At 65.3% G+C, this 13,441-nt stretch carries 9 protein-coding genes, 1 pseudogene and 1 riboswitch; of the genes and pseudogenes, 6 read left to right on the top strand and 4 right to left on the bottom strand.

What is annotated here, in order from left to right; all coding sequences use genetic code 11:
• Nucleotides 1-23 precede the first annotated feature (23 nt).
• Nucleotides 24-1,589 (bottom strand): spore germination protein, encoded by a 1,566-nt coding sequence (locus IEX61_RS06575; RefSeq protein ID WP_188817237.1) that lies wholly within the window; start codon nt 1,587-1,589, stop codon nt 24-26.
• 193 nt (nt 1,590-1,782) lie between these two features.
• Here IEX61_RS06575 and IEX61_RS06570 point away from each other — a divergent pair.
• A pseudogene (locus IEX61_RS06570) lies at nt 1,783-2,853 on the top strand (YeeE/YedE thiosulfate transporter family protein).
• Between the two features lie 26 nt (nt 2,854-2,879).
• On the top strand, nt 2,880-3,107 hold the full coding sequence (locus IEX61_RS06565; RefSeq protein ID WP_054671830.1) for a sulfurtransferase TusA family protein: 228 nt from the start codon (nt 2,880-2,882) through the stop codon (nt 3,105-3,107).
• 114 nt (nt 3,108-3,221) lie between these two features.
• Here IEX61_RS06565 and IEX61_RS06560 read toward each other — a convergent pair whose 3' ends face one another.
• The gene (locus IEX61_RS06560) at nt 3,222-4,220 is read right to left on the bottom strand and encodes an LLM class oxidoreductase (protein WP_054671834.1); all 999 of its coding nucleotides are present in this window, start codon (nt 4,218-4,220) and stop codon (nt 3,222-3,224) included.
• Between the two features lie 208 nt (nt 4,221-4,428).
• On the opposite strand from IEX61_RS06560, the gene IEX61_RS06555 reads away from it, so the two are divergent.
• From IEX61_RS06555 to metH, 4 genes are all read left to right on the top strand, one after another.
• Entirely contained in the window at nt 4,429-5,847 is a 1,419-nt protein-coding gene (locus tag IEX61_RS06555; protein ID WP_188817235.1) for a tryptophanase, read from the top strand.
• Between the two features lie 63 nt (nt 5,848-5,910).
• Nucleotides 5,911-6,021, top strand: a riboswitch (SAM riboswitch).
• Between the two features lie 97 nt (nt 6,022-6,118).
• Nucleotides 6,119-7,273 carry an aminotransferase class I/II-fold pyridoxal phosphate-dependent enzyme gene (locus tag IEX61_RS06550; RefSeq protein WP_229725751.1) on the top strand — a complete coding sequence of 385 codons (1,155 nt, stop codon included), beginning with the start codon at nt 6,119-6,121 and terminating at the stop codon, nt 7,271-7,273.
• Between the two features lie 2 nt (nt 7,274-7,275).
• Entirely contained in the window at nt 7,276-8,436 is a 1,161-nt protein-coding gene (locus IEX61_RS06545; RefSeq protein WP_188817233.1) for an aminotransferase class I/II-fold pyridoxal phosphate-dependent enzyme, read from the top strand.
• A gap of 18 nt (nt 8,437-8,454) precedes the next feature.
• Nucleotides 8,455-11,904, top strand: coding sequence for a methionine synthase (gene metH / locus IEX61_RS06540; protein ID WP_188817232.1), 3,450 nt, complete (start codon nt 8,455-8,457; stop codon nt 11,902-11,904).
• A 443-nt stretch (nt 11,905-12,347) separates the two neighbouring features.
• On the opposite strand, the gene IEX61_RS06535 is transcribed toward metH, so the two are convergent.
• Nucleotides 12,348-12,710, bottom strand: a complete 363-nt coding sequence (locus tag IEX61_RS06535) for a VOC family protein (RefSeq protein ID WP_054672975.1) — start codon at nt 12,708-12,710, stop codon at nt 12,348-12,350.
• A 495-nt stretch (nt 12,711-13,205) separates the two neighbouring features.
• A partial coding sequence (locus IEX61_RS06530; RefSeq protein ID WP_188817229.1) for a transposase occupies nt 13,206-13,441 on the bottom strand: 236 nt, incomplete at its 5' end.

Here is a 13,441-nt window from a genome sequence, read left to right as displayed (position 1 = left end):
TCGACCTCCTACGGCGTTGTGGGTTACGCTTCGCCTCCCCGGGTTGGACCGGGTTGCTGTCCGGGCGCTTGGCGGGCCCGGTCGGCGTGGCCGGTCAGACGCGGCCGCGCGGTCAGCTTCCACCACGGCGCGCGGATCAGCACGTCGCGCAGCTCGCGGAATTTGGTCGGCGCGACGGGTGAGAGGTACGGTACGCCGAAGGAACGCAGCGTGCACAGGTGCACGGCGATGGCTAGGATCCCGAGCATGATGCCCAACAGCCCGAGGGTTCCGGCGAGAATCATGATCGGAAAGCGGAGGATGCGCACGGCAATGGCCACGGGATAGCGGGGGGTGGCGAAGGAGGCGATCCCCGTGATGGCGACGACCATGATCATCGGCGCCGAGGCGATACCGGCGGAAACGGCCGCTTGCCCGATGACCAGCGCCCCGACGATGCTGATGGCCGCGCCGAGCTGCCGCGGCAGACGGGCGCCGGCTTCGCGGAGGATTTCAAAGGTGGTTTCCATGAGCAGCGCTTCCTCCAGGGCCGGAAAGGGAATTTCTTCCCGGGACGTCGCGATTTTCAGCAGCAGCGTGGTGGGGATCATTTCCTGATGATAGGTGATGACGGCGACATACAGCGATGGAAAGAGCAGGGCAGCGAAGGAAAACACATACCGCAGCCAGCGGATGATGGTGCCGATCAAAAAGCGGTTGTAGTAGTCCTCGCTGACCTGCATGAGCGAAAACAGCGTCGTCGGCACGACCAGCGCAAAGGGCGTGCCGTCGACGAGGATGACCACGCGGCCTTCGAGGAGGCTGGCCGCCGCCACGTCGGGCCGTTCGGTGGCGAGCACTTGCGGAAACGGCGACCACGGGTTGTCTTCGATGAATTCCTCAATGTACCCGCTCTCCAGCACGCCATCGATGTTGATGCGCCTGAGGCGGTTGGTCACTTCGGCGAGCAGCGTGTTGTCGGCGAGGCCCTCGATGTAGGCGACGGCGATCTGCGTGCGGGTGTACCGGCCCACCGACAGGGTCTTCACTTTCAACTGCGGGCTGCGGATTTTGCGCCGCAACATGGAGATGTTGATGCTGATCGTTTCGGTGAAGCCGTCGCGGGGTCCGCGAACGACCGTCTCCGCCGCCGGTTCCTCGACGGCCCGTTTCTCCCACTTGCTGAGGCCAAAGGCCAGACCGCGGGTTTCGCCGTCGACGAGCAGCACCGCCTCCCCGATGGACACGTGCTCGATGCACGTTTCCGCCGTGTGCACGACTTTCACTTTGGAGATGGGAATGCGCGTTTGGGCGTAGGTCAGGATGTCGGGTTGGGACTCGGGGATGTCTTCCATGAGCGGCTCAAGAACGTGTTCGTTGATCGCCTCCACGTCGCTCAGGCCTTCGAGGTAAAGCAGGGCGGCGTTGCGCCGTCCGCCGATGCGGAACGGGCGGACGACAAAGTCGGCGCAGTCGCGATACAGCTCCTCCAGGACGCGCAGGTTCTCCTCCAATTCCGACACCAGTACGATGCCGGATGGAGAAGGCGAAACGCGTTTGGCCGGACGTGCCGGTTTGCGCAGGATTTTGCGCCACAAGCGGAGGAACATGGCGATTCGCCCGCCTTTTGGAAAATGAAGGTTTCTTTCTGTTTACCTTGTGCCGATCGGGAGGGTTTTATTCCGGAGACGGATGAACAGGGAAGCGGTTGGGGAGAGGCGTTCCGTTGCAGGGGTTGCGGAACGGGGGTGGTCACGGTACAATGGGCGTAAAAGCCGTGTATTCCGATAGGGGGTATAAGAAATGTTCGGCGTCGTCCTTTCGGGGCTGTTTTGCGGCGCGTTGTTGGGTTTTGTCTTGCAGCGCGGCCGCTTTTGCATGGTGAGCGCGTACCGCGACCTGTACCTGACACGCGACAGCCGGCTGTTCTTGGCGACGCTGATTGCCATCGCCGTCCAGAGTGTCGGCGTGTACACCCTGGCCGCGCTGGGCGTCATCCAGATTCCGGAGATCCCGTTTACGTACCTCGCAGCGGTCATCGGGGGGTTCTTGTTCGGCATCGGCATCGTCCTGGCCGGCGGCTGCGCGACGGGGACGTGGTACCGCGCCGGCGAGGGGCTGGTGGGGAGTTGGATTGCCCTCTTTGGGTATATGGTGGGCAGCGCGGCGACCAAGTTTGGCGCGCTGAAGCCGCTGCACGATGTGCTGACCGCCCCGAAGGCCCCGCAAGCCTTCATTCACGAGACGCTGGGCGTGTCGCCCTGGGTGCTCATCGTGCTTTTCGTCGGTGTGACGCTGTTGGCCGTGTGGCGCCACCTGCGGCGGTCGCAGGTGCCGGTGCCGTCCCCGAAACCGCGGAAACGGGGGCTGGCCCACCTGCTCTTCGAAAAGCGCTGGCATCCCTTTGTCACCGCCGTGCTGGTCGGCCTGATCGCCGTGCTGGCCTGGCCGCTCAGCGAATCGACGGGACGGATGTACGGCCTCGGCATCACCACGCCGACGGGCAAGCTGCTGCAATACGCCGTGACCGGCGATGAAGCGGTTCTCGATTGGGGCGTGTTTCTCGTCCTGGGCATCGCCTTGGGGTCGTACCTTGCGGCTAAGGGCAGCGGCGAGTTTCGCTGGCGCGTGCCCGATGCGCATACGGCGATGCGGAGCTTGGTGGGCGGCCTGATCATGGGCTTTGGCGCCGGGATTGCCGGCGGGTGCACGATCGGAAACGGGCTGGTCAACACGGCCCTCTTCACCTGGGAAGGCTGAGTGGCCACGCCCTTTATCCTCCTTGGAACGTGGACGGCCACGTATTGGACGATCGTGCGTCCGCAGCGCCGCATGCGGCCGGTTGTGGCAACCGGTGCGGCACAGGGCGCGTGATATAAGAATCAGGGAGGGGTTGGCGGATGACGAAGCATCTGCAGGTGCTGGGAATGGTGTGTCCGTTTCCGCTTGTCGAAGCGGAGCGCGCCATGGCCGAATTGGCTCCCGGGGATGAGCTGGTGATCGATTTTGATTGCACGCAGGCGACGGAAAGCCTGCCCCGCTGGGCGGTGCAAAACGGTCACGAGGTGGTGGCCTTCGAGCAGACGGGTGACGCCCAGTGGCAGATCCGCATCCGAAAAGGGGCATAACGCCGGGGTAGATCGTCCAAAACGCAAAAAACGGCCTGCACGTGTGTGCAGGCCGCAGGGGACAGGCGGCTCCCTCGTCGTCCTTACGGCAAAGGGAGTCGCCTTTTTTGTTTGTCACCCCGACGATTTCGACTCGGTGGCTGCAGTTTGTGCCCGAAAATGGGGCAGGACGTACTCGCCCACTTCCTCCAGCACCTCGGGGGCCGGCCGCTGGCCATACTTCAGGTTTAGGGCCACATGGTTGACGCCGATTTCCCGCAGCGTGTTTAACAGCTCGATCAAGACGTTCCGGCCCAAGCGGTAGCCCAGGTGGATCGGCCGCGGCGGTTCATCCGGGTCGTGGGCCAGGTCGATGTAGAGGGACTGGGCGAAGGGTTTGAACACCCCGGGGGCCGCCTCTTCGGTGGCCCGTCGCCACTCGCTGACGATCCGTTGCTGCACTTGTGGGGCGCGGGGGTACATGATCCAGCCGTCGCTGTGCCGAGCAATCCATTCGATGGGCTGTTGGCTGTGCCCGGTGACGAGGGTGGGGATCCATCCTGCCGGCGGCTTGGGCACCAGGTCGGCGCCGTGCAAATGCCCCAGCGGGGAGTCGATCTCGGGGAAGCGTTCGGCCCATGCCCGACGGATAAAGGCCAGGGATTCCCGGAAGAGGTGGCCTCGCTCATCCCACTTCTTGCCAAATGCGGGGAACTCCACAGGCCGGTCGCCGGTTGCCACCCCCAAGACCAGTCGCCGGCCCGACAGCTCGTCGACGGAGGCCGCCGCTTTCGCCACATGAAGGGGATGGCGCAGGGGCAGGATGATGGCCCCTGTAACCAGGGCGATGGTTCGCGTTTGCGCGGCGATGTACCCCAGATAGACCCATGGGTCGTAGATCTGGCCGATGTCCCCGAAGTGGGGATCCAAGAGCGGCACGTCGCGGAACCAGAGGGCCGCAAAGCCGAGCGCTTCCGCGCGTTGGGCCAAGGCCACCTGGTTGCGCATGGTCGGATTGGCACCCTCGAACGCCTCAATCGGGAAGAAGACGCCCAGCGTCAGCCGACCGGGCTGAAACATCCGCGCAAATCCCGGATGGGCGGGTTTTGCAGCGGTTTCCGTGACACGAGCCATGTTCGGTACACCTCCGAGATGCGTGCCGCCGCACCGGGAGCGGCTTGCACCATTTTATTTGCATCACAAACCATTCGTATCACAAAAGAAACCCCATTGAAAAGGAGGTGGCGATCGACAAAGGCTTTGTTTCCGCTCAAAGGAAGATTCCGCCTCGTTCTCGCATACCCATTTACCATCGCCAGCGTTCTCGAGAGGAGGCGGTTGCATGGTGCGGCCGGAACCGTACCGCATCAAGATGGTCGAACCGATTCGCCTGATTTCTCGAGAAGAGCGCGAGCGGAGAATAGCCGAGGCGGGGTACAACCTCTTTGCCCTGCGCGCGGAGGATGTGTTCATCGACCTTTTGACGGACAGCGGAACGGGGGCGATGAGCGACGCCCAGTGGGCCGCCCTCCTGCGGGGCGACGAGTCGTATGCCGGAAGCCGCAGCTTCTCCCGTCTGCAGGAGACGGTGCGGGAGCTGACCGGCTACCGTTACGTCCTGCCCACGCACCAGGGACGCGGGGCGGAGCACGTGCTGTTCCCCTTGCTCATCACCCGTCCGGGGCAGCTTGTCATCGGGAACCTGCACTTTGACACGACGCGGGCGCACATCCAGCTGGCCGGGGGGCGGCCCGTCGACCTCGTGATCCCCGAGGCGTACGACACGACGGTGGACCACCCGTTCAAGGGGAATCTCGACGTGGATCGCTTGGAGGCGCTCCTTAAGTCGACGCCGCGGGATGCGGTGGCCTTCATCCTCGTCACCGTCACGTGCAACAGCGCCGGCGGGCAGCCGGTGTCGCTGGCCAACCTGCGCGCCGTGCGTGCCGTGGCCGACAAGTACGGCGTGCCCGTCTTTCTCGACGCGGCGCGCTTTGCCGAAAACGCCTACTTCATTAAGATGCGCGAGCCGGGCTATGCTGGCCGGTCGATTCCGTCCATTGTTAAGGAAATGTTTTCCTACGCCGACGGGCTGACGATGAGCGCGAAGAAGGATGGCCTGGTCAACATCGGCGGCCTCTTGGCCCTTCGCGACGATGAGGACCTGTTCCGGCGCTGCCAGGCGCGCCTGGTGCCCTTCGAGGGCTTTCCCACCTACGGCGGCCTGGCCGGGCGCGACATGGAAGCGCTGGCCGAGGGGCTGCGCGAGGCGGTCGACGAGGACCACCTGGCCGCTCGCATCGGTCAGGTGGAGCGGTTCGGCCGTTGGCTGGAGGAGGCGGGCGTTCCCGTGCAGCGGCCCATCGGCGGCCACGCCGTCTACGTTGACGCCAAGCGTTTTTTGCCCCACGTGCCGCCGCACCAATTTCCCGCTCAGGCCTTGGCCGTCGAGCTGTACCGGGAAGCCGGCGTGCGCGGGGTGGAGGTGGGCTCCTTCCTGCTTGGCCGCGACGAGGAAGGGCGACAGCAAACGGCGCCGATGGAGTTTTTGCGCCTGGCCGTTCCGCGCCGCACCTACACGGACAACCACCTGCGCTACGCGGCCGAGGCGCTGGAGCGGATCATGGCGCGGCGCGACGCCATCGGCGGCTTTCGCATCGTGTACGAACCGCCCGTGCTGCGGCATTTTACGGCGCATCTGGCGCCGGTTTCTGCCGGATGCCCTCAACCTTTCGCGAACGAATTGTTGACAGAGGATTAGACGATCTCGTATAGTTAAAGCAAATCGCACGCGCGACGACAACCGCATAGCGAAAACATCCGGCTCTTATCAAGAGTGGCGGAGGGACTGGCCCGATGAAGCCCGGCAACCTACCGGCTGCGGTCGGTGTGGTGCCAATTCCTGCAGAGATGGTTCATCTCTGAGAGATGAGAGCGGAATGACGATTCCGGCCTTTCATCTTGCAGAGATGAAAGGCCTTTTTCGTTGCCGAGATGGAAACCGAAGGCATGCGCAAAAGGAGGAAGAGGCGGTGCGCGTGGAATCCTGTTTGGTCCAAATTGGCAACCGGAAGGACGTTGCCACCGGTGCGGTGAGCTACCCGGTCTATTACGCGGCCACGTACGGCCATCCGGCGCTGGGGCAAAGCACCGGGTTTGATTACGCTCGTCTGGCCAATCCGACGCGAAAGGTGCTGGAAGAGGCCATCGCCGAGCTGGAGGGCGGTGACGGCGGGTTTGCCTGCGCGTCGGGCATGGCGGCGATCCAGACGGTGGCGGCGCTCTTTTCCAGCGGCGACCACGTCGTGCTGTCCCATGATCTTTATGGCGGCACGTACCGGCTGTTTGAGCAGGTGCTGGCCCGGGTGGGCGTGACGGCCTCCTATGTCGACGCCTCGTCCGTCGACGCGGTGCTGCAGGCTTTGCGGCCGAACACCAAGGCGCTGTTCATCGAGACGCCGACCAACCCGCTGTTGCAGGTGGCCGACATCGCCGCCCTGGCGAAGGTGGCCAGGGACCACGGCCTGCTCCTCATCGTCGACAACACGCTGATGAGCCCGTACCTGCAGCGGCCCCTCGAGCTGGGCGCCGACATCGTCATCCACAGCGCGACGAAGTACCTCGGCGGCCACAACGACGTCCTGGCCGGCCTGATCGTGACGAAGGGCCAGGAGCTGACCGAGCGTGTGGCCTACCTGCACAACGCCATCAGCGCGGTGCTCGGCCCGCAGGATGCCTGGCTGCTCATGCGCGGGATGAAGACCCTCGCCGTGCGCCTCGACCGCCAGCAGGAAAACGCGTCGCGCATCGCCCGCTTCTTGGCCGATCATCCGCTCGTCGAGGCGGTCTACTTCCCCGACCTGCCGGACCACCCCGGGCGCGCGGTCCATTTCCGCCAGGCGAAGGGGCCCGGGGCGCTCCTGTCGTTCCGCGTCGTCGATCCGGCCCTGGTGGAGCCGGTGCTGCGCCACGTGCGGCTCATCACCTTCGCCGAAAGCCTCGGCGGCGTGGAGAGCCTCATCACCTACCCGGCGGTGCAGACCCACGCCGAGATTCCCGAGGCGATGCGCCGTGCCGTCGGGGTGGACGAGAAGCTGCTGCGCCTGTCCGTCGGCATCGAGAATGTCGACGACCTCATCGCCGACCTGGCCCAGGCCCTCGAGCGGGCGGCGGAGGAGGTGGGCTAACGGTGGAGTTCGCCACGCGGCTCATTCATCCCGGAAAGGAGATCGATCCCGTCACCGGCGCATCCAGCGTGCCGATCTTCCTGGCCAGTACCTACCACCACGCGTCGCTGGACGAGCCACCCGCCTTCGACTACGCGCGCTCGGGCAACCCCACGCGGGCAGCGCTGGAGGAGGCGGCCGCGCAGCTGGAAGGCGGCGCCGCGGCCTTCGCCTTCTCCTCCGGCATGGCCGCCATCGCCAGCGTGCTGATGCTCTTTTCCGCCGGCGACCACCTGATCGCCTCGGAGGACGTGTACGGCGGCACGTACCGCCTGCTGACCACGGTTCTGGCGCGGCTGGGGATCGCGACCACCTTCGTCGACACCACCGACCCTGAGCGGGTTGCGGCGGCCGTTCGGCCCAACACGAAGGCCCTCTACATCGAGACGCCGTCCAACCCGACGCTGAAGATCACCGACCTGCGGGCGATGGTGGCCATCGCCCGGCGCCACGGCCTTCTCACCATCGTCGACAACACGTTTCTCACGCCGTACCGGCAGCGGCCGCTCGAGCTGGGGTGCGACATCGTCGTCCACAGCGCGACGAAGTTCCTGAGCGGCCACAGCGACGTGGTGGCCGGGCTGGCCGTCGTGCGCGACCCGGAGCTCGGGCGACGCCTGTACGCGGTGCAAAACGCCGTCGGCGCTGTGCTCGGCGTCCAGGACAGCTGGCTGCTCCTGCGCGGCCTCAAGACGCTGAAGGTGCGCCTCGACCAGGCCGAGCGGACCGCCGCGCAGCTGGCCGCCTGGCTGAAGACCCACCCGGCCGTGCAGCGCGTCTACTATCCCGGCCTGTCTGACCATCCCGGTCACGCCACGCACCGTGCCCAAGCCACCGGCGACGGGGCGGTGCTGGCCTTCGACCTGGGCTCGGCCGAGGCGGTGCGCCGCTTCGTCCAGGCCGTGCGCCTGCCCCTCGTCGCCGTGAGCCTGGGGGCCGTCGAGAGCATCCTCACCTATCCGGCGCGGATGTCCCACGCGGCCATGCCGTCCGAGGTGCGCCGCGCGCGGGGGATCGGCGACGGCCTCCTGCGCCTGTCGGTGGGACTGGAGGCGCTGGAGGACCTCCAGGCCGACCTGGCCCAGGCCCTCGAGGCAACCAGTGCCGCACTGCCGCAGCGGTAAGGGAAAGGAGAGCGAACCATGGCGTGTACAGCCCTTCGCAAGGAACTCGAAACGCGCATCCTCATCCTCGACGGCGCGATGGGGACGATGATCCAGCAGGCCGGCCTCACGCCGCAAGACTTCGGCGGCGAGGCCTACGACGGGTGCAACGAGATCCTCAACCTCACCCGTCCGGACCTCATTTCCGCCATCCACGAGGCCTACCTCGAGGCGGGGGCCGACATCATCGAGACGAACACCTTCGGCGCCACGCGGGTGGTGCTGGCCGAGTACGGGCTGGAGGACCGCGTCGCCGAGATCAACCGCGCCGCGGCGCGCCTGGCTCGCGAGGCGGCGGACCGGCATGCCACGCCCGACCGGCCGCGCTTTGTGGCGGGGTCCATCGGCCCGACGACGAAGTCCCTGTCGGTGACGGGCGGCATTGCCTTCAACGAGCTGGTTGAGGCGCACCGCGAGCAGGCCGTGGCCCTGCTTGAAGGGGGCGTCGACCTCCTCCTCGTGGAAACGGCGCAGGATGCGCGCAACGTGAAGGCGGCCGGCATCGGCATCCGCCAGGCCTTTGCCCAGACCGGGCGCGAGGTGCCGCTCTTTCTCTCGTGCACGATCGAGCCCACCGGGACGATGCTCGCCGGGCAGGCCATCGACGCCTTCTACCTGTCGGTGCACCATCTCCGCCCGCTGGCGGTGGGGCTCAACTGCGCCACGGGGCCGGAGTTCATGCGCGACCACGTGCGCACGCTGGCGGAGCTGGCCGACTGCTTCGTCCTCTGCTATCCCAACGCCGGGATGCCCGACGAGGACGGCCACTACCACGAGACGCCGCAGGCTCTGGCCAAAAAGATGGCCGCCTTCGCCGAACAGGGCTGGCTGAACATCGCCGGCGGCTGCTGCGGCACGACGCCGGCGCACATCCGCGCGCTGGCCGAAACCCTGTCCGCCTACGCTCCCCGCGTGCCGAAGGGCCGCCGCGTGCACGCCGTCTCGGGCATCGAGGCGGTCTACCTGGAGCCGGAAAACCGCCCGCTCCTCGTCGGCGAGCGGACCAACGTCATCGGCTCGCGCAAGTTCCGCCGGCTCATTGCCGAGGGGAAATACGAGGAGGCGGCGGAGATCGCCCGCGCCCAGGTGAAGGGCGGCGCCCAGATCCTCGACATCTGCCTGGCCGACCCCGACCGCGACGAGTACGCCGACATGGCGCGCTTCCTCGCCCACGTGGTGAAGAAGGTCAAGGTGCCGCTGATGCTCGACTCCACAGACCCGCGCGTCATCGAGCTGGGGCTCACCTTTTCGCAGGGGAAGGCGATCATCAACTCGATCAACCTGGAGGAGGGTGAGAAGCGCTTTGCCGCCGTGGCCCCGCTCGTGCATGCCTATGGGGCGGCCGTCGTCGTCGGCACCATCGACGAGCAGGGCATGGCCGTCACCCGGGAGCGCAAGCTGGAGGTGGCCGAACGGTCCTACGACCTCCTCGTGCACAAGTACGGCCTTGACCCGCGCGACATCCTCTTCGATCCCCTCGTCTTCCCGGTGGGCACCGGCGACGCGGCCTACGTCGGGGCGGCCGTGGAGACGATCGAGGGCCTCCGCCTGATCAAGGAGCGCTTCCCGGAGTGCCCGACGATTCTCGGCATCAGCAACGTCTCCTTCGGCCTGCCGCCGGCCGGGCGAGAGGTGCTGAATGCCGTCTTTCTCTACCACTGCACCAAGGCCGGCCTCGACTACGCCATCGTCAACACCGAGCGCCTGGAGCGGTACGCGTCGATTCCGGAGGAGGAGCGCGCCTTGGCCGAAGCGCTGCTCTTTTCCACCGACAAAGCGGCCTGCGAGGAGGCGCTGGCCCGCTTCACCGCCCATTTCCGGGAGAAGAAGGCGGAGCGGAAGGCCACGGCCCCGGCGGAGAACCTGACGCTGGAGGAGCGCCTGGCCCGCTATATCGTGGAGGGGACGAAGGAGGGCCTGTACGACGACCTGAAGCGGGCCCTCGAGAAATACGGCGACCCGCTGGCGATCATCAACGGGCCGCTCATGGCCGGCATGGACGAGGTGGGGCGCCTCTTCAACGACAACCAGCTCATCGTGGCCGAGGTGCTGCAGAGCGCCGAGGTGATGAAGGCCGCTGTGGCCTTCCTCGAGCCGTACATGGAGAAGAAGGAGACGGCGACCAAGGGCACGATTCTCCTGGCCACGGTGAAGGGCGACGTCCACGACATCGGCAAAAACCTTGTTGAGATCATCCTGTCGAACAACGGCTACCGGGTGATCGACCTCGGCATCAAGGTGCCCTCGGAGAAGCTGATCGAAGCCTACCACCGGGAAAAGCCCGACGCCATCGGCCTGTCGGGGCTCCTCGTCAAGTCGGCGCAGATGATGGTCCACACCGCCCAGGACCTCAAGGCGGCGGGCATTTCCGTGCCGCTCCTCATCGGCGGGGCGGCCCTGACGCGCAAGTTCGTCGCCACGCGCATCGCCCCGGCCTACGACGGGCTGGTCCTCTACGCCAAGGACGCCATGGAGGGGCTGGAGCTGGCCAACGCCCTCTTCGACCCCGAGAAGCGGCGGGCGCTGGAGGCGGCGCACCGGCGGGCCCAGGCCGGGGGTGCGGCGGAGGAGGCCAAAGCGCCCGTGGCCGTGGCCACGTTGCCGGTGCGTCCCCGGGTGAAGGAGGCACCGGTGTTCGTGCCGCCGGACCTCAAGCGGCATGTGCTGCGCCGCTACCCGCTGCGCCATTTGCTTCCGTATTTGAATTGGCGAATGCTCTTGGGCAAGCACCTCGGCCTGCGCGGCAACGTGGAGAAGCTGCTGGCCGAGGGGGACGAGAAGGCAGTGAAGCTGAAGGCCGTCGTCGACGAGGTGCTGGAGACGGCCGAGCGGGACGGCCTGATCGAGGCCCATACCGTGTACCGCTTCTTCCCGGCCCAGGCGGACGGCGACGACATCCTCATCTACGACCCGGACAACCCCGCGCGGGTGCTCGAGCGGTTTTCCTTCCCCCGCCAGAAGAAGCCGCCCTTTCTGTGCCTGGCCGATTACGTCCGTCCGACCTCAAGCGGCGTGATGGACTACGTGGCCTTCTTCGCCGTGACGGCCGGCACGGGCATCCGCGAGCGGGCGCGGGAATGGAAGGAGCGGGGCGACTACCTGCGCGCCCACGTCCTGCAGGCAGCGGCGCTGGAGCTGGCCGAGGCCTTCGCCGAGCGGCTGCACCACATCCTCCGCGACGCGTGGGGCTTCCCCGACCCGCCGGAGATGACGATGGCCGAGCGCTTCGCCGCCAAGTACCAAGGGATCCGCGTCTCCTTCGGCTATCCGGCCTGTCCCAATCTGGAGGACCAGGCCAAGCTGTTCCGCCTGCTCCAGCCGGAGGAGATCGGCCTGCGCCTCACCGAGGGGTACATGATGGACCCCGAGGCCTCCGTGTCGGCGATGGTCTTCGCCCATCCGGAGGCGACGTACTTCAGCGTGGAGTAACCCCGAGAGCGTTCGAGGAATGAGCCGCGGACGCGGCATTACGCGAAAAGCCCTTGGCGTCGCCGTGTCGGCGGGCCAAGGGCTTCGTTTTTTGGGAAGGGTTCGGCGTCATCGACCCGTGCTCGAGGGTCATGGCGTTCGCCTCCCTGTGGCCTGTTGGGAGGCTCGCGGATCAACGGGCCCGGGCGCATTCTCGTGCAAGACGCGCAAGGTGCGGGATGCGGCCGCGGCGCCGATAAAAAAAGAGGCCAACCCAAGCGGAGGACTGGGCTAGCACCATAGGCGTTTTTGGGGCCTTGCGGTTGGGGTGGAGCATCTACCTAAAGAATACCCGCTATACGTTAAGCGTTTGTGGCGGAAGCGTGGAGAATTCGTTACGGGTGTGCGGCCGTTTCGCCGTGTTCACGTAACCGATTCCAAAAAGACGGATCCGGTTAGACGCTTCAGTCTTCGCACACAAAGTGAAAGAGGTTCCCGTCTTCGTCCTCATAGTTGTCGCCGTACGCGTGGTAGCCGGCCGCGCGCAGTTTTTCATCCCAGTAGGCTTTGTCCGCCCGCTTAATGCGAAACTCGAGGTGTGAGATGCCCTTGGCGGCGCCTTCAAGGCGTTTTGCGCCCTCGGGATGGTGGCTGGGGGCAAACAACGCGATTTTCTGCTCCCCACAGGAGAAAAAGACGGCGTCGCCATAGTCCGCCTCCAGGTGCAGTCCCAGTACGTCGCGGTAAAACCGCTTTTGCTTTTCCAGATCTTTGGCGAACAGCACCACGGCGTGCAGCCCGCGAATCGAAGGACGGCATCGCTCCATGGCGTTCCCTCCTCACAGGTTTAAACGGGGAAAATGTCAGCTAAACTCAGCAAAAGTCAAGTCCTGTGCCATTCACGATACTTTTCAATTATACCACATAATTCAGATTGTTATGAATAGAACTGGCCGAACGGGGCAGAGGTTCTCCAGATTTCGGTCTGGGGAGGAGAGCAGAGGCGAATCTTTATGTGGTATACTGAAAGCGGTCGCGTGCGGCCTTGGGGATGACGTTACTTCACATATACATAGGGAAAACGGCTATGCCATGCTTGACCAAAGACCTCTGCAATCGCAGGGGTCTTCGGCTTTGTCGTCGCCGATTGTTCTGTTCTCGACACATGTGGATCGAAGTAAAGAGAAATCCGCATAGAACAGCCTTATCCTTTGGTCGAGGCGTACTGGGGTTGATCAAGTCCAAATCTCTGTGTAAAATTGCCCCTCGGCTCGAACGGGCTTATCCCAAGAAATTACATACGGTCGGTAAGGGAATGGCCCCTAGCTGACCCGCACCACTTTCGCAGACGCTTCGGCCTCCTGAGCGGCACGCCATTCCAAGTACTCGGTCATGTCCAAATACTTTTTGCCACTCGCCCACTTCTCGTCAATCTCCATCAGCAAAGCACCCAAAAGCCGTAAGGCGGAATCACGGTTTGGGAAAATCCGAATCACTCGTTCGCGGCGCCGAATCTCCTCATTGAGCCGCTCGACGGCGTTGGTGGTGCGCAGCCGCC

This window comes from Calditerricola satsumensis (assembly GCF_014646935.1).
Classification (GTDB): Bacteria; Bacillota; Bacilli; order Calditerricolales; family Calditerricolaceae; genus Calditerricola; species Calditerricola satsumensis.
This window is presented reverse-complemented; position numbering and strand designations above follow the sequence as displayed.

Bases quoted from the DNA above. Each gene is read 5' to 3' on its own strand.
- IEX61_RS06575 (WP_188817237.1), bottom strand. From the start codon at position 1,589: ATGTTCCTCCGCTTGTGGCGCAAAATCCTGCGCAAACCGGCACGTCCG.
- IEX61_RS06565 (WP_054671830.1), top strand. From the start codon at position 2,880: ATGACGAAGCATCTGCAGGTGCTGGGAATGGTGTGTCCGTTTCCGCTT.
- IEX61_RS06560 (WP_054671834.1), bottom strand. From the start codon at position 4,220: ATGGCTCGTGTCACGGAAACCGCTGCAAAACCCGCCCATCCGGGATTT.
- IEX61_RS06555 (WP_188817235.1), top strand. From the start codon at position 4,429: ATGGTGCGGCCGGAACCGTACCGCATCAAGATGGTCGAACCGATTCGC.
- metH (WP_188817232.1), top strand. From the start codon at position 8,455: ATGGCGTGTACAGCCCTTCGCAAGGAACTCGAAACGCGCATCCTCATC.
- IEX61_RS06535 (WP_054672975.1), bottom strand. From the start codon at position 12,710: ATGGAGCGATGCCGTCCTTCGATTCGCGGGCTGCACGCCGTGGTGCTG.